The sequence below is a fragment of the Mesorhizobium sp. M7A.F.Ca.US.011.01.1.1 genome, from assembly GCF_003998295.1.
Classification (GTDB): domain Bacteria; phylum Pseudomonadota; class Alphaproteobacteria; order Rhizobiales; family Rhizobiaceae; genus Mesorhizobium.
The window spans coordinates 32625-50330 of record NZ_RZRT01000026.1 but is presented as its reverse complement, the minus strand read 5'-3'; the positions used below and the strand labels follow the sequence as shown (position 1 = coordinate 50330).

28 protein-coding genes are annotated in these 17706 nt (G+C 61.7%); all 28 read right to left on the bottom strand.

Translation table 11 applies throughout. From position 1 onward, the window contains the following. Window positions 1–32: 32 nt before the first annotated feature. Entirely contained in the window at window positions 33–1043 is a 1011-nt protein-coding gene (locus EOA13_RS21925) for a DNA-directed RNA polymerase subunit alpha (protein ID WP_023812081.1), read from the bottom strand. A 102-nt stretch (window positions 1044–1145) separates the two neighbouring features. Beyond that, window positions 1146–1535, bottom strand: coding sequence for a 30S ribosomal protein S11 (gene rpsK / locus EOA13_RS21920; RefSeq protein ID WP_006205444.1), 390 nt, complete (start codon window positions 1533–1535; stop codon window positions 1146–1148). 168 nt (window positions 1536–1703) lie between these two features. Continuing rightward, entirely contained in the window at window positions 1704–2072 is a 369-nt protein-coding gene (rpsM, locus tag EOA13_RS21915) for a 30S ribosomal protein S13 (RefSeq protein WP_013531437.1), read from the bottom strand. A gap of 210 nt (window positions 2073–2282) precedes the next feature. Further along, window positions 2283–2879: an adenylate kinase gene (locus EOA13_RS21910; protein WP_023812082.1), complete on the bottom strand. Its 597-nt coding sequence runs from the start codon at window positions 2877–2879 to the stop codon at window positions 2283–2285. Continuing rightward, a complete protein-coding gene (secY, locus tag EOA13_RS21905) occupies window positions 2876–4216 on the bottom strand; it encodes a preprotein translocase subunit SecY (protein WP_127295783.1) in 1341 nt (446 codons plus the stop codon). Before secY ends, EOA13_RS21910 begins: the two co-directional genes overlap by 4 nt. A gap of 192 nt (window positions 4217–4408) precedes the next feature. Further along, window positions 4409–4885, bottom strand: a complete 477-nt coding sequence (gene rplO, locus EOA13_RS21900; protein WP_127295781.1) for a 50S ribosomal protein L15 — start codon at window positions 4883–4885, stop codon at window positions 4409–4411. A gap of 22 nt (window positions 4886–4907) precedes the next feature. After that, window positions 4908–5105, bottom strand: coding sequence for a 50S ribosomal protein L30 (rpmD, locus tag EOA13_RS21895; RefSeq protein WP_006205449.1), 198 nt, complete (start codon window positions 5103–5105; stop codon window positions 4908–4910). A gap of 24 nt (window positions 5106–5129) precedes the next feature. Further along, the gene (gene rpsE, locus EOA13_RS21890) at window positions 5130–5693 is read right to left on the bottom strand and encodes a 30S ribosomal protein S5 (RefSeq protein ID WP_006333394.1); all 564 of its coding nucleotides are present in this window, start codon (window positions 5691–5693) and stop codon (window positions 5130–5132) included. 148 nt (window positions 5694–5841) lie between these two features. Next, the gene (gene rplR / locus EOA13_RS21885) at window positions 5842–6201 is read right to left on the bottom strand and encodes a 50S ribosomal protein L18 (RefSeq protein ID WP_027038735.1); all 360 of its coding nucleotides are present in this window, start codon (window positions 6199–6201) and stop codon (window positions 5842–5844) included. Window positions 6202–6340: 139 nt separating this feature from the next. Next, on the bottom strand, window positions 6341–6874 hold the full coding sequence (rplF, locus tag EOA13_RS21880) for a 50S ribosomal protein L6 (protein WP_013895694.1): 534 nt from the start codon (window positions 6872–6874) through the stop codon (window positions 6341–6343). A gap of 89 nt (window positions 6875–6963) precedes the next feature. Further along, a complete protein-coding gene (gene rpsH, locus EOA13_RS21875; RefSeq protein ID WP_013531431.1) occupies window positions 6964–7362 on the bottom strand; it encodes a 30S ribosomal protein S8 in 399 nt (132 codons plus the stop codon). Window positions 7363–7374: 12 nt separating this feature from the next. Next, window positions 7375–7680, bottom strand: coding sequence for a 30S ribosomal protein S14 (gene rpsN / locus EOA13_RS21870; RefSeq protein ID WP_013895695.1), 306 nt, complete (start codon window positions 7678–7680; stop codon window positions 7375–7377). A 27-nt stretch (window positions 7681–7707) separates the two neighbouring features. Continuing rightward, window positions 7708–8307, bottom strand: a complete 600-nt coding sequence (gene rplE / locus EOA13_RS21865; protein ID WP_013531429.1) for a 50S ribosomal protein L5 — start codon at window positions 8305–8307, stop codon at window positions 7708–7710. Then, the gene (rplX, locus tag EOA13_RS21860) at window positions 8300–8614 is read right to left on the bottom strand and encodes a 50S ribosomal protein L24 (protein ID WP_013531428.1); all 315 of its coding nucleotides are present in this window, start codon (window positions 8612–8614) and stop codon (window positions 8300–8302) included. Before rplX ends, rplE begins: the two co-directional genes overlap by 8 nt. 12 nt (window positions 8615–8626) lie before the next feature. Further along, the gene (rplN, locus tag EOA13_RS21855; protein WP_006205457.1) at window positions 8627–8995 is read right to left on the bottom strand and encodes a 50S ribosomal protein L14; all 369 of its coding nucleotides are present in this window, start codon (window positions 8993–8995) and stop codon (window positions 8627–8629) included. Between the two features lie 83 nt (window positions 8996–9078). Next, complete coding sequence (gene rpsQ, locus EOA13_RS21850; protein WP_010909280.1) at window positions 9079–9318, bottom strand: 30S ribosomal protein S17; 240 nt, start codon at window positions 9316–9318, stop codon at window positions 9079–9081. Between the two features lie 11 nt (window positions 9319–9329). Then, on the bottom strand, window positions 9330–9530 hold the full coding sequence (gene rpmC, locus EOA13_RS21845) for a 50S ribosomal protein L29 (RefSeq protein WP_006205459.1): 201 nt from the start codon (window positions 9528–9530) through the stop codon (window positions 9330–9332). 13 nt (window positions 9531–9543) lie between these two features. Beyond that, entirely contained in the window at window positions 9544–9957 is a 414-nt protein-coding gene (rplP, locus tag EOA13_RS21840; protein WP_013531427.1) for a 50S ribosomal protein L16, read from the bottom strand. 27 nt (window positions 9958–9984) lie between these two features. Beyond that, window positions 9985–10710 (bottom strand): 30S ribosomal protein S3, encoded by a 726-nt coding sequence (gene rpsC, locus EOA13_RS21835; RefSeq protein ID WP_013531426.1) that lies wholly within the window; start codon window positions 10708–10710, stop codon window positions 9985–9987. Then, entirely contained in the window at window positions 10710–11099 is a 390-nt protein-coding gene (gene rplV / locus EOA13_RS21830) for a 50S ribosomal protein L22 (protein WP_006205462.1), read from the bottom strand. Before rplV ends, rpsC begins: the two co-directional genes overlap by 1 nt. A gap of 2 nt (window positions 11100–11101) precedes the next feature. Beyond that, window positions 11102–11380 carry a 30S ribosomal protein S19 gene (rpsS, locus tag EOA13_RS21825; protein WP_006205463.1) on the bottom strand — a complete coding sequence of 93 codons (279 nt, stop codon included), beginning with the start codon at window positions 11378–11380 and terminating at the stop codon, window positions 11102–11104. 16 nt (window positions 11381–11396) lie between these two features. Next, window positions 11397–12230, bottom strand: coding sequence for a 50S ribosomal protein L2 (rplB, locus tag EOA13_RS21820; RefSeq protein ID WP_024505067.1), 834 nt, complete (start codon window positions 12228–12230; stop codon window positions 11397–11399). Between the two features lie 22 nt (window positions 12231–12252). Then, window positions 12253–12546 (bottom strand): 50S ribosomal protein L23, encoded by a 294-nt coding sequence (locus EOA13_RS21815; RefSeq protein WP_013531424.1) that lies wholly within the window; start codon window positions 12544–12546, stop codon window positions 12253–12255. Next, a complete protein-coding gene (gene rplD / locus EOA13_RS21810) occupies window positions 12543–13163 on the bottom strand; it encodes a 50S ribosomal protein L4 (RefSeq protein WP_013531423.1) in 621 nt (206 codons plus the stop codon). Before rplD ends, EOA13_RS21815 begins: the two co-directional genes overlap by 4 nt. Continuing rightward, window positions 13163–13891, bottom strand: a complete 729-nt coding sequence (rplC, locus tag EOA13_RS21805; protein ID WP_013531422.1) for a 50S ribosomal protein L3 — start codon at window positions 13889–13891, stop codon at window positions 13163–13165. The genes rplD and rplC overlap by 1 nt, the downstream gene beginning before the upstream one ends. A gap of 61 nt (window positions 13892–13952) precedes the next feature. Then, window positions 13953–14261, bottom strand: a complete 309-nt coding sequence (gene rpsJ / locus EOA13_RS21800) for a 30S ribosomal protein S10 (RefSeq protein WP_010909272.1) — start codon at window positions 14259–14261, stop codon at window positions 13953–13955. A gap of 69 nt (window positions 14262–14330) precedes the next feature. Next, entirely contained in the window at window positions 14331–15506 is a 1176-nt protein-coding gene (gene tuf / locus EOA13_RS21795; protein ID WP_127295779.1) for an elongation factor Tu, read from the bottom strand. A 100-nt stretch (window positions 15507–15606) separates the two neighbouring features. Next, entirely contained in the window at window positions 15607–17697 is a 2091-nt protein-coding gene (gene fusA / locus EOA13_RS21790) for an elongation factor G (protein ID WP_127295777.1), read from the bottom strand. Window positions 17698–17706 lie beyond the last annotated feature (9 nt).

The window sequence follows — 17706 nt, the reverse complement described above, 5'->3', positions numbered from 1 at the left end:
CGGCCCACGCCGCCGATCCTTGGAATTCATGCTCAATATTGGTCTTCGTAACGCTTGGCGAGGTCTTCGATATTTTCCGGCGGCCAGTCCGGCACTTCCATGCCGAGGTGCAGGCCCATCGCCGCTAGGACTTCCTTGATCTCGTTCAGCGACTTGCGGCCGAAATTCGGGGTGCGGAGCATCTCGGCTTCGGTCTTCTGGATCAAGTCGCCGATATAGACGATGTTGTCGTTCTTCAGGCAGTTGGCCGAACGCACCGAAAGCTCGAGTTCGTCGACCTTCTTGAGCAGCGCCGGATTGAAGGCGAGCTCGGTGACGGCCTCGGCGGCGACTTCCTTCTGCGGCTCGTCGAAGTTGACGAACAGGCCGAGCTGGTCCTGCAGGATGCGGGCGGCGAAAGCCACCGCGTCCTCGCCGGTGATCGAACCGTCGGTGTCGATCGTCATGGTCAGCTTGTCATAGTCGAGAACCTGACCCTCGCGGGTGTTCTCGACCTTGTAGGAGACCTTCTTGACCGGCGAATAAAGGCTGTCGACCGGGATGAGACCGATCGGCGCGTCTTCGGCGCGGTTGCGGTCGGCCGGCACGTAACCCTTGCCGGTGTCGACGGTGAATTCCATGCGGATTTCAGCGCCTTCGTCCAGCGTGCAGATGACGTGGTCGGGGTTGAGGATCTCGACGTCGCCAACCGTCTGGATGTCGCCGGCGAGAACCGCACCCGGTCCCTGCTTGCGAACGACCATGCGCTTGGGGCCATCGCCTTCCATGCGGATGGCTATTTCCTTGATATTCAAGACGATGTCGGTCACGTCCTCGCGCACGCCGGCGATGGACGAGAATTCATGCAGAACGCCGTCGATCTGCACGGCGGTAACAGCCGCACCGCGCAGCGAAGACAGAAGCACGCGGCGCAGCGCGTTGCCCAGCGTCAGGCCAAAGCCACGCTCGAGCGGCTCGGCGACCAGCGTGGTCAGCGTCTTCTTCTTCGACGAGAACTCGATCTTGTTCGGCTTGATCAGTTCCTGCCAATTTTTCTGGATCATGATGCTTTCCTTCCGTTGACCCGCCACCATCCAATCGTGGCGGGCGACCTGGAATGCCGCGGAGGAGCGCCCAAGGGCGCTCGCGCGGCGTTCGGTAAATGCTTAGACGCGACGCTTCTTGCGCGGGCGGCAGCCGTTGTGCGGGATCGGCGTCACATCACGGATCGAGGTGATGGTGAAGCCGGCCGCCTGCAGGGCGCGCAATGCCGATTCACGACCGGAGCCGGGTCCGCAGACCTCGACTTCAAGCATGCGCATGCCGTGTTCCTGGGCCTTCTTGGCAACATCCTCGGCAGCCATCTGGGCAGCGAACGGGGTCGACTTGCGCGAACCCTTGAAGCCCTGGGCACCGGCCGACGACCAGGCAATCGAATTGCCCTGCGCGTCGGTGATGGTGATCATCGTGTTGTTGAAGGTCGAATTGACGTGGGCAACGCCCGACGAGATGTTCTTGCGTTCGCGACGGCGAACACGAGCGGCTTCCTTGGCCATGATAGTCCTTTCAGTTGATCTCTACACCGCCGTAATGCCAGCGGCTCCACCTTCGTAAGGGGTAGGGGAATAGGGCAGTAAGGGAGTAGGGAAAAGTGCGTCCCGATTGATGGGCATTCCCTACTGCCTTACTCCCCTACTCCCCTACTCCCCTATTCCCCTAACAAATTACTTCTTCTTGCCGGCGATCGACTTGGCCGGGCCCTTGCGGGTGCGCGCATTGGTATGCGTGCGCTGGCCGCGGACCGGCAGCGAGCGGCGGTGACGCAGGCCGCGGTAGCAGCCGAGGTCCATGAGCCGCTTGATGTTCATCGAGACTTCGCGGCGCAGGTCGCCTTCAACCTGGTAATCGCGGTCGATGGTTTCGCGGATCTGCAGCACTTCCGCGTCGGTCAGCTGGTTGACGCGGCGCTCGGCCGGGATGCCGACCTTGTCGACGATCTCCTGGGCGAACCGCTTGCCAATGCCGTGAATGTACTGAAGCGCAATGACAACGCGCTTGTTGGTCGGAATGTTGACGCCGGCTATACGAGCCATGTTCTTCCCTTCTCCATGTGGGCCGGCCAATCCTCAAAAACGAGGCGGGCACGGCGCTGTCTTAAGTTGCCCCGCGTCCGGTGGAGGCCGGCCCATGCGGGAGTTTCCAGTTCAATGCGGCTGCCTTGCCCTTGCGGACAAGCAAAGCTCATGCCTGATAGGAAGACGGGCCGCCATACCGCAGCGAACCGCCTCCGTCAAGTGCAATCGTTAATTTCCCCGCACTGCGTCCTTGAGCACCGCTTCGATCTGTTCCGTCACGGCGTCGATATCGGCCATACCGTCGACACTGCGGAGCTTGCCCTTGGCATAGTAGTAGCCAATCAGCGGCGACGTCTTCTTGTAATATTCCCTCAGGCGCTCTTCGAACACGGTCGGGTTGTCGTCCTTGCGAACGGGAAGGCCGGCTGCCTGCGCCTCGTCGGCGCGCTTGACGATCCGGCCAACCAGAGCCTTGTCGTCGACCACGAGCTCAATGACGGCGTCGAGAGCCTGGGAGCGATCCAACAGCATCTGCTCGACCGCATCCGCCTGCACCAGGGTCCGCGGATAGCCGTCGAGGATGAACCCCTTGGCGCAGTCGGGCTGATCGATACGCTCGGCGACGATCGCGTTGACGATCGCGTCGGACACCAGTTCACCGGCATCCATCACCGCCTTGGCGCGCTTGCCGACTTCGGTGCCTGCCTGGACGGCAGCACGCAGCATGTCGCCCGTCGAGAGCTGGGGTATGCCGTGTTTTTCTACCAGTCTTTGTGCTTGCGTCCCCTTGCCCGCTCCTGGCGGCCCAAGCAATATCAACCTCATCTGGCTTTCTTCCCCCCGCGCAGCTTCGACTTCTTGATCAGGCCTTCATACTGGTGCGCAATCAGGTGGCCCTGAATCTGCGCAACCGTATCGAGCGTGACACTGACCACGATCAGAAGCGATGTGCCACCAAGGTAGAATGGTACGCCAGTCGCCGAGATCAGGAACTCCGGCAGCAGGCACACCAGCACCAGATAGATGGCGCCGACGACGGTGATGCGGGTGAGAACGTAATCGATGTAATCGGCGGTGCGCTCGCCCGGACGATAACCCGGGATGAAGCCTGAATGCTTCTTGAGCTGGTCGGCGGTGTCCTTCGGGTTGAAGACAATCGCAGTGTAGAAGAAAGCGAAGAACGCGATCATCGCCGCATAGAATGCCATGTAGAGCGGCTGGCCATGTCCGAGCGCGGCCAGAATGGTGCTTGCCCAGGCCGGCATGTTGGTCGTCTGCGAGAAACCCGCGACGGTGGCCGGCAGCAACAGCAGCGACGAGGCGAAGATCGGCGGAATGACACCCGACGTGTTGAGCTTCAGCGGCAGATGCGAGGTATCGCCCTGGAACATGCGGTTGCCGACCTGGCGCTTCGGATACTGGATCAGCAAGCGGCGCTGGGCGCGCTCGAAGAACACGATGAGCGCGATGACGACGACGGCCAGCACGATGATCGCCAGGATCAGGCCGGCCGACAGCGCGCCGGTGCGGCCAAGCTCCAGCGTGCCGGAGATGGCGTGCGGCAGGCCGGCGACGATGCCGGAGAAGATGATCAGCGAAATGCCGTTGCCGATGCCGCGCGCGGTTATCTGCTCGCCCAGCCACATCAGGAACATGGTGCCGCCGACCAGCGTGACGACGGTCGAGATGCGGAAGAACATGCCGGGATCGCTGACGATGCCGTTGCCGCCTTCCAGACCGACAGAAATGCCATAGGCCTGAACCAGCGCAAGCAGCACGGTGCCGTAGCGCGTGTATTGGTTGATGACCTTGCGGCCCTGTTCGCCTTCCTTCTTCAGCGCTTCCAGTGACGGGATGACCGAGGTCATCAGCTGCATGATGATGGACGCGGAGATGTAAGGCATGATGCCGAGCGCAAAGATCGCCATGCGCTGCACGGCGCCGCCGGCGAACATGTTGAACATGCCGAGCACGCCCTTGCTCTGCGAAGAGAAGGCCTGGGCGAAGGCGTCGGGATTGATACCGGGAAGCGGGATGTAGGTGCCGAGGCGATAAACGAGCAGCGCTCCGATCGTGAACCAGATGCGCTTCTTCAAATCCTCCGCCTTGGCGAAGGCCGAGAAATTCAGATTCGAGGCTAATTGTTCAGCAGCCGAAGCCATGCCTGATTCTCCGCTTGGTAACGCTTGATGGCCCTGAGGTCAGGCGGCGCGTTTCACCGAAGCTCACGAGATAAGCTCCGGGCTCTAAACATGCAAGCGGCCGCGTTGACGCGGCCGCCTCATTGAGCAGATCAAAGCGCAATCGTGAGCAAAAACGGATCCCACTCTTGCCGATCGCGCTTCAAATTGCCGTTACTCGGCAGATGCCTTTTCCTGCGGCAGCTTGACCGAACCGCCGGCCTTTTCGATCTTCTCGATCGCGGCCTTGGAGGCGCCGGCGACGTCAAAGGCGAGCTTCGCCTTGATCTCGCCATCCGAGAGGATGCGCACGCCGTCCTTGACGCGGCGGATGACGCCGGCGGCAACCAGCGATTCAGCCGTCACGGTCGCCTTGGCATCGAGCTTCTTGGCATCGATGGCCACCTGGATGCGGGCCAGCGACACGACGGTGAAGCTCTTGGCGAAGATGTTGTTGAAGCCACGCTTCGGCAGGCGCCGGTAAAGCGGCATCTGGCCACCCTCGAAGCCGTTGATGGCGACGCCGGAGCGCGCCTTCTGGCCCTTGACGCCGCGACCGCCGGTCTTGCCGGAGCCGGAGCCGATACCACGGCCGAGACGCTTCTTGGAGTGCGTCGCGCCGTCCTTGTCACGCAGATCGTTGAGTTTCATCTGAGTTCTCCTGCGCTCTGGCTCAGCCCTCGTCCACGACGCGGACGAGATGCTGGACGGCAGCGATCATGCCGCGCACGGAGGGCGTATCTTCCAGCGTGCGCTGCTTGTGCATCTTGTTGAGGCCGAGGCCGACCAGCGTTGCGCGCTGTTCCTTCGGACGGCGGATCGGCGAACCGATCTGCTCAACGGTGATGGTCTTGGTTGCTTTCTTGGCCATGGTCAAAATCCCTGGTCAGATCGACTATTCTTCAGCCGCAACGGCGGTGCCGCGGCGGGCCTGAAGGGTCGAATACTTGATGCCGCGAGCAGCAGCCACATCCTTGGGATGCATCTGGCTCTTCAGCGCGTCGAAGGTAGCGCGAACCATGTTGTAGGGGTTCGACGAACCCATCGACTTGGCGACCACGTCATGCATGCCGAGCGTCTCGAAGACAGCGCGCATCGGGCCACCGGCGATGATGCCGGTACCTTGCTTGGCCGCGCGCAGCAGCACGCGTCCAGCACCCCAGCGTCCTTCGACGTCGTGATGCAGCGTACGGCCCGAGCGCAGCGGCACGAAGATCATGTCGCGCTTGGCCGATTCAGTTGCCTTGCGGATGGCTTCCGGCACTTCGCGCGCCTTGCCGTGACCAAAGCCGACGCGGCCCTTCTGGTCGCCGACGACGACGAGTGCTGCAAAACCGAAGCGACGGCCGCCCTTGACGACCTTGGCGACGCGGTTGATGTGGACGAGCTTGTCCACCATGCCGTCATCGCGTTCTTCACGATCGCGGCCGCGGCCGCCATCCCTACGTTCCTGTGCCATATCCTGTTCCTTGTTTTTTTCCGGAAGCACGGTTGCTGATAAGATCCGGTGCCTCGCCCCGAATAAATCGGGAAACGGTCACCGGGGGCGAAATCAATTCCTTCGCATAATCCCTATCCGAAAAGTCTGCAACTTTTCGGGACTATGCTTAGAAGCTCAAGCCACCTTCGCGGGCAGCCTCGGCGAGCGCCTTGACGCGGCCGTGATAGATGTAGGCGCCGCGGTCGAAGACGACTTCCTTGACGCCGGCCTTGGTGGCGCGCTCGGCGATCAGCTTGCCGATCGCGGCGGCGGCGGCGGTGTCGGCGCCGGTCTTGAGCGAACCCTTGAGGTCCTTCTCGAGCGTCGAAGCGGCAGCGATGGTGTGGCCCTTGGCGTCGTCGATGACCTGCACGTAGATGTTCTTCGACGTGCGGTGGACCGACAGACGCGGACGCTCGCCGGCGACCTTCTTGATCTGGCGACGGACGCGCTGCGCGCGGCGCTGCGTGGATTCCTTGGTACCCATGATGGTCTTCCTTGCCTTCAAAAAACGGGGGCCGCCATATGCGGTAGGCGAAAGCGCCTCCCGCGACCGCTCCCCGCGGCGTTACACTTCCTGGCTTGGCCTTTTCCGAAAAGTCTTGGACTTTTCGAGGCCAGGCCCACTACTTCTTCTTGCCTTCCTTGCGGACGATCTTCTCGCCGGCATAGCGGACGCCCTTGCCCTTGTAGGGCTCGGGACCACGATACTCGCGGATCTCGGCCGCAACCTGGCCGACCTGCTGCTTGTCGATGCCGGCCACGGTGATTTCGGTCGGCTTCGGCACCGTGATGGTGATGCCGGCCGGCGTCTCATAGACGACGTCATGGCTGAAGCCAAGCGCCAGCTGCAGGTTCTTGCCCTGAAGTGCCGCGCGATAGCCGACGCCGGTGATCTCGAGCTTCTTCTCGAAACCGTCCTTGACACCCTGCAGGATGTTGACGATCTGCGTGCGCGACATGCCCCACTTGGAGCGGGCGGTCTTGGTCTGGTCGCGCGGCTGGACAGCGATCTCGCTGCCTTCCATCTTGACCAGCACTTCGTCGTTCACCACGAACTTCAGCTCACCCTTGGGGCCCTTCGCCGTCACGGTCTGGCCGTTGACGGTCGCGGTCACGCCCTGCGGCAGCGAAACGGGTTTCTTTCCAATACGAGACATTTTGTTGTCCTCGTCACTTCTCTTGTTTCAGGTCTCTGTCTTCGGGAACGATCCGAAGACCGGATTCCACTTTGCGGTCAACTGCCAGATCAGAAGATCTGGCAGAGGATCTCACCGCCGACGTTCTGTTCACGTGCTTCATGGTCGGCCATCACGCCCTTCGGTGTCGAAAGGATGGCGATGCCGAGGCCGTTGGCGACCTGCGGGATCGACTTGGCCGAAACATAGACGCGGCGGCCTGGCTTTGAGACGCGGGCGATTTCGCGCACGACCGGCGCGCCGTCGAAATACTTCAGCTCGATCTCGATTTCGGACTTGCCGTTGTCGAAGTCGGTCTGGCTGTAGTCGCGGATATAGCCTTCAGCCTTCAGCACGTCGAGGACGCGGGTGCGCAGACGCGAAGCCGGCGTCGAAACGCTCGACTTCTTGCGGCCATATGCGTTGCGGATGCGGGTCAGCATATCGCCGAGAGGATCGCTCAATGACATGTTATGTCCTCCTTACCAGCTCGACTTGACCAGGCCCGGGATCTGGCCGTTATTGCCGAGATCACGAAGCGCGATGCGCGATACTTTGAGCTTGCGATAGTAGGCGCGCGGACGGCCGGTGACTTCGCAGCGGTTGCGGATGCGGATCTTGGCCGAGTTGCGCGGCATGGCTGCAAGCTTCAGCTGAGCGCGGAAGCGCTCTTCCATCGGCTTGGACTGATCCATGATGATCGCCTTGAGCGCAGCCCGCTTGGGACCGTACTGGTCGGCAAGCTTGCGGCGCCTGTTGTTCTTCTCGACTGAGCTGGTCTTTGCCATTTCAGATTTTTCCTTTTCTCGCTGCCGTTACTGGCGGAAGGGGAAGTTGAAGGCCTTGAGCAATGCCCTGGCTTCGTCGTCCGTCTTCGCAGTCGTACAAACGATGACGTCCATGCCCCAGATCTGATCAACCTTGTCGTAGTTGATCTCCGGGAACACGATGTGTTCCTTGATGCCCATGGCGTAGTTGCCACGGCCATCGAAGCTCTTCGGATTCAGTCCGCGAAAGTCGCGGACGCGCGGCAGTGCGATGTTCACGAGGCGGTCGAGGAACTCGTACATGCGTTCCTTGCGCAACGTGACCTTGGCACCGATCGGCATCTTCTCGCGGACTTTGAAGCCGGCGATCGAATTGCGGGCGCGGGTGACGACGGCCTTCTGGCCGGCGATCATCGCCAGGTCTTCGGCCGCGATCGAAGGCTTCTTCGAATCGGCGGTCGCTTCGCCAACGCCCATGTTCAGCACGATCTTGTCGATGCGCGGAACCTGCATCTCGTTGTCGTAGCCGAACTGTTCCTGCAGCGCCTTGCGGATGGTCTCGTTGTAGACCTGCTTGAGGCGCGGCGTGTTCTGAGCCTTGGACTGTTTGCTTTCAGCCTTGGGCTTCGTGGTTTGAGCCTTAGCCATTGATGACTTCTCCCGAGCGCTTGGCGACGCGCACCTTCTTGCCGTCCTTCTGGAAGATGAAACCGACGCGGGTCGGCTTGCCATCCTTGGGGTCGGCCAGCGCGATGTTCGACAGCTGGATCGGCGCTTCCTTGGTGATGATCCCGCCCTCTTGGGACTGGGACTGCTTCTGGTGACGACGGATCATGTTGACGCCGCGCACCAGCGCGGTGTCTTCCTTCGGCTGCACCGAGAGGACTTCGCCCGAACGGCCCTTGTCCTTGCCGGCCAGCACGACGACCTTGTCGCCTTTTCTAATCTTTTGCATTGGTCCGGCTCCTTACAGCACTTCAGGCGCGAGCGAGATGATCTTCATGTGGTTCTTGGCGCGGAGTTCGCGCGGAACCGGTCCGAAGATACGCGTGCCGATCGGCTCTTTCTTGTTGTCGACGAGAACGGCCGCGTTCTTGTCGAAACGGATCACGCTGCCGTCCGGGCGGCGGATGTCCTTGGCCGTGCGAACCACGACCGCCTTCATCACATCGCCCTTCTTCACGCGGCCGCGCGGAATGGCTTCCTTGATCGACACCACGATGATGTCGCCCACGGAAGCGTATTTCCGCTTCGAGCCGCCCAGCACCTTGATGCACATGACACGACGGGCGCCGGAATTATCCGCGACGTCGAGGTTTGTTTGCATCTGAATCATGACTGGCCGCCTTCTTCTCTTCTAACGGGATGGGCTCAAAGCCCCTCCCCGGTCTGTCCAAAATTCGTTGTTTACGCCCGAGGTCAGGCTTGGTCCGAAGACACGACGATCCAGCGCTTGTCCTTGGAAATCGGCTTCGATTCCTGGATGAACACCTGATCGCCTACCTTGTGGGCGTTGTTCTCGTCGTGCGCCTTGTACTTCTTGGTCATGCGCACGGTCTTCTTCATCACGGGATGCGTGAAGCGCCGTTCGACCTTGACGACAACCGTCTTCTCGTTCTTGTCGCTGACGACGGTGCCCTGCAGAATGCGCTTTGGCATGGTTTTCGTCCTTAAGCCTTCTTAGCCGCGGACTTTTCCGCAGCGATGGTCTTGATACGCGCAATATCCTTACGGACCTGTCTCACGCGCGCGGTCTTCTCAAGCTGGCCGGTGGCCTTCTGGAAGCGCAGGTTGAACTGCTCCTTCTTCAGGCTCGCCAGGTCGTCGGTCAGCTGGTCCTGGGTCTTGGTCCGGATGTCTTCGGCTTTCATGATCAGCCCGTCCTTATTCTGCGATGCGCTGCACGAAGCGCGTCTTGACCGAGAGCTTGGCCGCGCCGAGACGCAGTGCCTCACGGGCGGTTTCTTCATTGACGCCGTCGATCTCGAACATGATACGGCCCGGCTTGACGCGCGCCGCCCAGTAGTCGACCGCACCCTTGCCCTTACCCATGCGGACTTCGGTCGGCTTCGAAGTGACCGGCACGTCCGGGAAAATACGGATCCAGACGCGACCAGCGCGCTTCATTTCACGCGTGATCGCGCGGCGGGCCGCCTCGATCTCACGTGCGGTGACGCGGTTCGGCTCAAGCGCCTTCAGCCCGAAACCACCGAAATCCAGGTTGGTGCCGCCCTTTGCGGTACCATGGATACGGCCCTTGAACTGCTTGCGGAACTTTGTGCGCTTTGGCTGCAGCATCGTTCTAACTCCAAATTCCTAAATGTCTCAGGCGTTTTCGCGACGACGACCGCGTTCGCGATCACCACCACCGCCATGCGCTGCATCGCTTTCGCTGGCCCGACGCTCCGAAGCCATCGGGTCATGCTCAAGGATTTCGCCCTTGAACACCCAGACCTTGACGCCGCAGATGCCATAAGCCGTGTGCGCTTCGGCCGTACCGTAGTCGACGTCCGCACGCAGCGTATGCAGCGGCACGCGGCCTTCGCGATACCATTCCATGCGCGCGATCTCGGCGCCGCCGAGGCGGCCGGCGCAGTTGATGCGGATGCCTTCGGCACCGAGGCGCATCGCCGACTGAACGGCGCGCTTCATGGCGCGGCGGAACGCGATACGACGCTCGAGCTGCTGGGCGATCGACTGGGCGACCAGGGTCGCGTCGATCTCCGGCTTGCGCACTTCAACGATGTTGAGGTGCGTCTCGGACTTCGTCATCTCCATCAGCTTCTTGCGAAGCTTCTCGATGTCGGCGCCCTTCTTGCCGATGATCAGGCCCGGGCGCGCGGCGTGGATGGTGACACGGCATTTCTTGTGCGGACGCTCGATCACGACCTTCGAGATGGCAGCCTGCTTGAGCTCCTTCTCGAGATACTTGCGGATCTTGATGTCCTCATGCAGCAGCTTGCCGTACTCGCCGGTGTTCGCGAACCAGCGCGAATCCCAGGTGCGGTTGATGCCGAGGCGAAGACCGATCGGATTGACTTTCTGGCCCATTATGCGGCCTCCCCTTTTTCTTCGACTTCACGAACGACGATCGTGAGGTGCGAGAACGGCTTCTCGATACGGCTGGCGCGACCGCGACCACGGGCATGGAACCGCTTCATGACGATCGACTTGCCGACATAGGCTTCCGCCACGATCAGTGCATCGACATCCAGGTCGTGGTTGTTTTCCGCGTTGGCGATTGCCGATTCCAGCGTCTTCTTGACCGTGCCGGAAATCCGCTTGGCCGAGAATTCGAGATCGGAAAGCGCTGTCGCGACCTTCTTGCCGCGGATCAGCGCGGCAACGAGGTTGAGCTTCTGCGGGCTGATACGGATCGTGCGCAATACGGCGCGCGCTTCGTTATCAGCAAGCCTGCGCGGAGCTTTGGCCTTGCCCATGATTATTTCCTCTTCGCCTTCTTATCCGCGCCGTGACCGTAATAGGTCCGGGTCGGAGCGAATTCACCGAACTTGTGACCGACCATGTCCTCGTTCACCGAGACGGGAACATGCTTCTGGCCGTTGTAGACACCGAAGGTGAAGCCGACGAACTGCGGCAGGATGGTGGAGCGACGGCTCCACATCTTGATCACCTCATTGCGACCACCTTCACGAACCTTGTCCACCTTCTTGAGAAGGTAGCCGTCAATGAAGGGGCCTTTCCAAATCGAACGAGTCACTTGGCGTTACCTCTTCTTAGCTCTTGCGCTGATGGCGCGAGCGCAGGATGAACTTGTCGGTCGCCTTGTTGGACCGCGTCTTCTTGCCCTTGGTCGGCTTGCCCCAGGGCGAAACCGGATGGCGGCCACCCGAGGTGCGGCCTTCGCCGCCGCCGTGCGGATGGTCGACCGGGTTCATGGTCACGCCGCGATTGTGCGGGCGCTTGCCACGCCAAACCGTGCGACCGGCCTTGCCGTCATTGATGTTGCCGTGGTCCGGATTGGACACGGCGCCGACAGTGGCCATGCAGGAGCCGTGAACGACACGCTGCTCGCCCGAATTGAGGCGCAGGATCGCCATGCCCTGGTCACGACCGACCAGCTGACCGTAACCACCTGCCGAACGGGCGACCTGAGCGCCCTTGCCCGGCTTCAGCTCGATGTTGTGGACGATGGTGCCGACCGGCATCGAAGCCAGCGGCATCGCATTGCCCGGCTTCACGTCGACCGATTCACCGGACACGATCTTGTCGCCGGGAGCCAGACGCTGCGGAGCGATGATGTAGGACAGCTCGCCATCGTCATACTTGATCAGCGCGATGAAGGCGGTGCGGTTCGGATCGTATTCAATGCGCTCGACCGTGCCGACGACGTCGAACTTGCGGCGCTTGAAGTCGATGATGCGGTACGAACGCTTGTGACCACCGCCGATGAAGCGGGCGGTGATGCGACCGTGATTGTTGCGGCCGCCCGACTTGGTCAGGCCTTCGGTCAGACCCTTGACGGGCTTGCCCTTGTAGAGGCCCGAGCGGTCGACGATGACCAGCTGACGTGTGCTGGGCGTTACCGGGTTGAATTTTTTCAGTGCCATTGTTCTGTCCTCGCGGCCTTGCTCAGAGACCCGTCGCGACGTCGATCGACTGGCCATCGGCCAGCGTCACAACCGCCTTCTTGACGTCGCTCTGGCGGCCAACCGTGCCACGGAAGCGCTTGATCTTGCCCTTGCGGACAAGCGTGTTCACGGCCATCACCTTGACGCCGAACAGCGCTTCGACGGCGGCCTTGATTTCCGGCTTCGACGCCTTCTTGGCGACGTTGAAGACGACCTTGTTCTGCTCGGAGGCCATGGTCGACTTTTCGGTGATCGCCGGCGAGACGATCACGTCGTAATGACGAAGGTCGGTCATTTAAAACGCTCCTCGAGAGCCTCGACGGCGGCCTTCGAAAGGACCAGCGTGCCGCGGCGCAGAATGTCGTAGACGTTGATGCCCTGGATGGGCAGCACGTCGATGTTGGGGATGTTCGTCGCCGCCAGCTTGAAGTTCTTGTCAAGCTCGGCGCCGCCGATCAGCAAAGCGTTGGTCAGGCCCAGCGTCGCGAAATTCGCGATCAGCGCCTTCGTCTTGGCCTCGGTCAGCTTCAGCTCGTCGATGATGATGATCGACGCGCTCTTGGCCTTGGCCGAGAGAGCATGCTTGAGGCCGAGAGCACGAACCTTCTTCGGCAGTTCGTGCTCGTGGCTGCGAACGACCGGGCCGTGGGCCTTGCCGCCGCCGCGGAACTGCGGAGCGCGTGCCGAATGGTGACGGGCGCGGCCCGTACCCTTCTGCTTGTACATCTTGGCGCCGGTGCGCGCGATCTCGGCGCGACCCTTGGTCTTGTGCGTGCCCTGCTGCTTCTTGGCAAGCTGCCAGCGCACGACGCGCTGCAGGATGTCTTCGCGCGGATCAAGGCCGAAAATCTCGTCGGAGAGTTCCACCTTGCCGGCGTCCTTGCCGCCCAGCGTTGTGATCTTGAGATCCATTATTCCGCTCCCTCTGTGGCCGGAGCCTCGTTCTTGGCGCCACTTTCGGCAGCAACGGCGCGGATCGCGGCAGGCTTCGGCGCATTGGCCGGCAGTGCCACCTTGGCCGCATCGCGGACCAGGATCCAGGCGCCCTTCGATCCGGGAACCGCACCGCGGATCAGGATCAGGCCGCGGTCGGCGTCGGTCGATACGATCTCGACATTCTGCGTGGTGACGCGGGTGTCGCCCATGTGGCCAGCCATATGCTTGCCCTTGAACACCTTGCCCGGGTCCTGGCGCTGGCCGGTCGAACCGTGCGTACGGTGCGAAACCGAGTTACCGTGCGTTGCACGGCCACCGCCCATGTGATGGCGCTTGATGACGCCCTGAAAGCCCTTGCCGATCGTCGTGCCCGTCACATCGACCTTCTGGCCGGCGACGAAGTGCTCGACGGTGATCTCCGCGCCGACATCGATCATGTTGTCGGCGGAGACGCGGAACTCCGCGACCTTCGCCTTCGGCTCGACGGAAGCGGTCGCGAAATGGCCGCGCATCGCCTTCGACGTGTTCTTCACCTTGGCAAGGCCAACGCCGAGCTGAACGGCGGTGTAGCCATTCTTCTCTTGCGTGCGCTGGGCCACGACCTGGCAGTTCTCCATCAGGAGAACAGTGACGGGAACATGTTCCCCGGCATCGTTGTAGATGCGGGTCATTCCCACCTTCTTTGCAATCACACCTGAACGCATCGGTTCAATTCCTTTAGAGTTCCGGGCCAGGGGCACCGCCCCTTACCGCGCTCTCATTCCCTTAGAGCTTGATCTCGACGTCGACGCCGGCGGCCAGATCGAGCTTCATCAAAGCATCGACCGTCTGCGGGGTCGGATCGACGATGTCGAGCAGACGCTTGTGCGTGCGCATCTCGAACTGCTCGCGGCTCTTCTTGTCGACGTGAGGCGACCGGTTGACCGTGAACTTTTCGATCCGCGTCGGCAGCGGAATGGGGCCGCGGACGTTTGCACCGGTACGCTTGGCCGTCGACACGATTTCCTTCGTCGAGGCGTCGAGCACGCGGTGGTCAAACGCCTTAAGGCGGATGCGGATATTCTGTCCGTTCATGCGTCACTTCCTTGTTCTGGCGCGGCGCGGGCAACTCCCGCGCCCGCGACAGATCGGTTTAAGTCCAAATTACTCTTTGATGGTGACGACGATGCCGGCACCGACGGTGCGGCCGCCTTCACGGATGGCGAAGCGCAGCTTCTCTTCCATGGCGATCGGCACGATCAGCTCGACATCGACCGTGATGTTGTCGCCCGGCATCACCATCTCGGTGCCTTCCGGCAGCGACACGATGCCGGTCACGTCGGTCGTGCGGAAGTAGAACTGCGGACGGTAGTTGGTGAAGAACGGCGTGTGACGGCCACCTTCGTCCTTGGTCAGGATGTAGGCTTCGGCCACGAACTTCTTGTGCGGCTTCACCGTGCCGGGCTTGGCCAGAACCTGGCCGCGCTCGACACCTTCACGATCAACACCGCGCAGCAGCGCGCCGATGTTGTCGCCGGCCTGGCCCTGATCGAGCAGCTTGCGGAACATTTCCACGCCCGTGCAGGTCGTCTTGGTCGTCGGACGGATGCCGATGATCTCCAGCTCCTCGCCGACCTTGACCACGCCGCGCTCGACGCGGCCGGTCACGACCGTGCCGCGGCCAGAGATCGAGAACACGTCTTCGATCGGCATCAGGAACGGCTTGTCGAGCGGACGAACCGGCGTCGGGATGTAGGCATCGACCGCAGCCATCAGCTCGCGGATCGCGTCTTCACCGATCTTCTTGTCGCTGTCTTCCAATGCAGCCAGCGCCGAACCCTTGACGATCGGAATGTCGTCGCCGGGGAACTCGTTCTTGGTCAGAAGCTCGCGAACCTCGAGCTCGACCAGTTCGAGCAGCTCGGCGTCGTCGACCTGGTCGACCTTGTTGAGGAACACCACGATCGACGGCACACCGACCTGACGGGCAAGCAGGATGTGCTCGCGGGTCTGCGGCATCGGGCCGTCGGCGGCCGACACGACCAGGATCGCGCCGTCCATCTGCGCGGCACCGGTGATCATGTTCTTCACATAGTCGGCGTGGCCGGGGCAGTCGACGTGAGCGTAGTGGCGGGGAGCCGTCTCGTATTCGACGTGCGCCGTCGAGATCGTGATGCCGCGCGCCTTCTCTTCAGGGGCAGCGTCGATCTGGTCGTAGCGCTTGTATTCGCCAAAATACTTGGTGATCGCCGCCGTCAGCGACGTCTTGCCATGGTCGACGTGGCCAATCGTGCCGATGTTCACGTGAGGCTTGTTACGCTCGAATTTACCTTTGGCCATAATCGTTCTCCGTCTATTCTACCCGCTTGGGGGGAAATTGTTATTCGCTCTTCAGATCCGGCACCGCGCAAGAGACGCGACGCCAGTGGCTAAGGAACCCTTACGCGTATTTCTTCTGAACTTCCTGAGCCACCGCGGTCGGGACCGGCTCATAGTGATCGAACTGCATGGTGTAGGCCGCACGGCCCTGACTCATCGAGCGCAGGTTGTCGACATACTTGAACATGTTGGCGAGCGGCACCATCGCGTTGATGACGACGGCCACGCCGCGCGCTTCCTGGCCCTGGATCTGGCCACGACGACCGTTCAGATCGCCGATGACGCTGCCGACGTAATCTTCCGGCGTCACCACTTCGACCTTCATGATCGGCTCCAGCAGCTGCACGCCAAGCTTGGGTGCGGCTTCACGGAAGCAGGCGCGGCCGGCGATTTCGAAGGCCAGAACGCTGGAGTCGACATCGTGGTAAGCGCCGTCGATCAGGGTCGCCTTGACGCCGATCATCGGGAAGCCCGCGAACGGACCCGAGGTCATGACGCTGTTGATGCCCTTCTCGACACCCGGGATGTATTCCTTCGGCACGGCGCCGCCGACGATCTTGGTCTCGAACTCGAACTCGCTGCTGTCCGGGTTCGGCTCGAAGACGATCTTGACGCGAGCGAACTGACCGGTACCGCCGGTCTGCTTCTTGTGCGTGTAATCCTGTTCGTGCCTGCGGGTGATCGTCTCGCGATAAGCCACCTGCGGTGCGCCGACATTGGCCTCGACCTTGAACTCGCGACGCATACGGTCGACGATGATGTCGAGGTGAAGTTCGCCCATGCCGGAAATGATGGTCTGGCCGCTTTCCTCGTCGGTCTTGACGCGGAAGGACGGATCCTCGGCGGCCAGGCGGTGAAGGGCGAGGCCCATCTTTTCCTGGTCGTTCTTGGTCTTCGGCTCGATGGCGATCTGGATGACCGGATCGGGGAATTCCATGCGCTCGAGAATGACCGGATGCAGCGGATCGCTCAGCGTGTCACCGGTGGTCGTGTCCTTGAGACCGGCAAGAGCAACGATGTCGCCAGCAAAAGCCTCTTCGACGTCGGCGCGCGAGTTCGCATGCATCTGCAGCATGCGGCCGATGCGCTCTTTCTTGCCCTTCACGGTGTTGTCGACCGAGATGCCCTTGGTGAGCTTGCCCGAATAGATGCGGGCAAAGGTCAGCGAACCGACGAACGGGTCGTTCATGATCTTGAAGGCGAGCATCGACAACGGCTCGTTGTCGTCGGCATGACGCTCGATCTCGGTGTCGGTCTTGGCATCGACGCCCTTGATGGCGGGAACATCGGCCGGCGACGGCAGATATTCGACGACGGCGTCGAGCAGCGGCTGCACGCCCTTGTTCTTGAAGGCCGAGCCACAGAACATCGGGTAGAACTTGACCGCGATGGTGCCCTTGCGGATCAGCGCGCGGATCTCGTCATTCGACGGCATCTTGCCTTCGAGGTAATTCTCAAGCGCCGTCTCGTCCATTTCGACGGCGGCCTCGATCATCTTCTCGCGGTATTCTTCGGCACGAGCCTTGAGGTCGTCCGGGATCTCGACGACATCCCAGGCAGCGCCCAGCGTCTCGTCGCGCCAGACCAGCGCGTTCATCTCGACGAGGTCGACGACACCCTTGAACTCAGTCTCGGCACCGATCGGCAGCTGCATGACAACGGCATGCGCGCCGAGGCGCGAACCGATCATCTCGACCGAGCGATAGAAGTCGGCGCCGATCTTGTCCATCTTGTTGCAGAAGATCATGCGCGGAACGCGATACTTGTCGGCCTGGCGCCAGACGGTTTCCGTCTGCGGCTCAACGCCGGCATTGGCATCGAGCAGCGCGATGGCGCCGTCGAGCACGCGCAGCGAACGCTCGACTTCGATGGTGAAGTCGACGTGGCCGGGGGTGTCGATGATGTTGAAGCGGTGCATCTTGCCGTCACGAGCCTTCCAGAAGGTCGTGGTCGCGGCGGACGTGATGGTGATGCCGCGCTCCTGCTCCTGCTCCATCCAATCCATGGTGGCAGCGCCGTCGTGGACTTCGCCGATCTTGTGCGACTTGCCCGTGTAGTAGAGGACGCGCTCGGTGGTCGTCGTCTTACCGGCGTCAATATGCGCCATGATACCGAAATTGCGGTAGTCTTCGATTTTGTATTCGCGGGCCATCGTAGCTGC

What these genes read in the sequence shown, in the direction of transcription:
- EOA13_RS21925 (WP_023812081.1), bottom strand. Translation starts at nt 1,043, where the DNA reads ATGATCCAGAAAAATTGGCAGGAACTGATCAAGCCGAACAAGATCGAG.
- rpsK (WP_006205444.1), bottom strand. Translation starts at nt 1,535, where the DNA reads ATGGCCAAGGAAGCCGCTCGTGTTCGCCGTCGCGAACGCAAGAACATC.
- rpsM (WP_013531437.1), bottom strand. Translation starts at nt 2,072, where the DNA reads ATGGCTCGTATAGCCGGCGTCAACATTCCGACCAACAAGCGCGTTGTC.
- EOA13_RS21910 (WP_023812082.1), bottom strand. Translation starts at nt 2,879, where the DNA reads ATGAGGTTGATATTGCTTGGGCCGCCAGGAGCGGGCAAGGGGACGCAA.
- secY (WP_127295783.1), bottom strand. Translation starts at nt 4,216, where the DNA reads ATGGCTTCGGCTGCTGAACAATTAGCCTCGAATCTGAATTTCTCGGCC.
- rplO (WP_127295781.1), bottom strand. Translation starts at nt 4,885, where the DNA reads ATGAAACTCAACGATCTGCGTGACAAGGACGGCGCGACGCACTCCAAG.
- rpmD (WP_006205449.1), bottom strand. Translation starts at nt 5,105, where the DNA reads ATGGCCAAGAAAGCAACCAAGACCATCACCGTTGAGCAGATCGGTTCG.
- rpsE (WP_006333394.1), bottom strand. Translation starts at nt 5,693, where the DNA reads ATGGCACAGGAACGTAGGGATGGCGGCCGCGGCCGCGATCGTGAAGAA.
- rplR (WP_027038735.1), bottom strand. Translation starts at nt 6,201, where the DNA reads ATGGGTACCAAGGAATCCACGCAGCGCCGCGCGCAGCGCGTCCGTCGC.
- rplF (WP_013895694.1), bottom strand. Translation starts at nt 6,874, where the DNA reads ATGTCTCGTATTGGAAAGAAACCCGTTTCGCTGCCGCAGGGCGTGACC.
- rpsH (WP_013531431.1), bottom strand. Translation starts at nt 7,362, where the DNA reads ATGTCATTGAGCGATCCTCTCGGCGATATGCTGACCCGCATCCGCAAC.
- rpsN (WP_013895695.1), bottom strand. Translation starts at nt 7,680, where the DNA reads ATGGCAAAGACCAGCTCAGTCGAGAAGAACAACAGGCGCCGCAAGCTT.
- rplE (WP_013531429.1), bottom strand. Translation starts at nt 8,307, where the DNA reads ATGGCTAAGGCTCAAACCACGAAGCCCAAGGCTGAAAGCAAACAGTCC.
- rplX (WP_013531428.1), bottom strand. Translation starts at nt 8,614, where the DNA reads ATGCAAAAGATTAGAAAAGGCGACAAGGTCGTCGTGCTGGCCGGCAAG.
- rplN (WP_006205457.1), bottom strand. Translation starts at nt 8,995, where the DNA reads ATGATTCAGATGCAAACAAACCTCGACGTCGCGGATAATTCCGGCGCC.
- rpsQ (WP_010909280.1), bottom strand. Translation starts at nt 9,318, where the DNA reads ATGCCAAAGCGCATTCTGCAGGGCACCGTCGTCAGCGACAAGAACGAG.
- rpmC (WP_006205459.1), bottom strand. Translation starts at nt 9,530, where the DNA reads ATGAAAGCCGAAGACATCCGGACCAAGACCCAGGACCAGCTGACCGAC.
- rplP (WP_013531427.1), bottom strand. Translation starts at nt 9,957, where the DNA reads ATGCTGCAGCCAAAGCGCACAAAGTTCCGCAAGCAGTTCAAGGGCCGT.
- rpsC (WP_013531426.1), bottom strand. Translation starts at nt 10,710, where the DNA reads ATGGGCCAGAAAGTCAATCCGATCGGTCTTCGCCTCGGCATCAACCGC.
- rplV (WP_006205462.1), bottom strand. Translation starts at nt 11,099, where the DNA reads ATGGGCAAGGCCAAAGCTCCGCGCAGGCTTGCTGATAACGAAGCGCGC.
- rplB (WP_024505067.1), bottom strand. Translation starts at nt 12,230, where the DNA reads ATGGCACTGAAAAAATTCAACCCGGTAACGCCCAGCACACGTCAGCTG.
- EOA13_RS21815 (WP_013531424.1), bottom strand. Translation starts at nt 12,546, where the DNA reads ATGACCGACCTTCGTCATTACGACGTGATCGTCTCGCCGGCGATCACC.
- rplD (WP_013531423.1), bottom strand. Translation starts at nt 13,163, where the DNA reads ATGGATCTCAAGATCACAACGCTGGGCGGCAAGGACGCCGGCAAGGTG.
- rplC (WP_013531422.1), bottom strand. Translation starts at nt 13,891, where the DNA reads ATGCGTTCAGGTGTGATTGCAAAGAAGGTGGGAATGACCCGCATCTAC.
- rpsJ (WP_010909272.1), bottom strand. Translation starts at nt 14,261, where the DNA reads ATGAACGGACAGAATATCCGCATCCGCCTTAAGGCGTTTGACCACCGC.
- tuf (WP_127295779.1), bottom strand. Translation starts at nt 15,506, where the DNA reads ATGGCCAAAGGTAAATTCGAGCGTAACAAGCCTCACGTGAACATCGGC.
- fusA (WP_127295777.1), bottom strand. Translation starts at nt 17,697, where the DNA reads ATGGCCCGCGAATACAAAATCGAAGACTACCGCAATTTCGGTATCATG.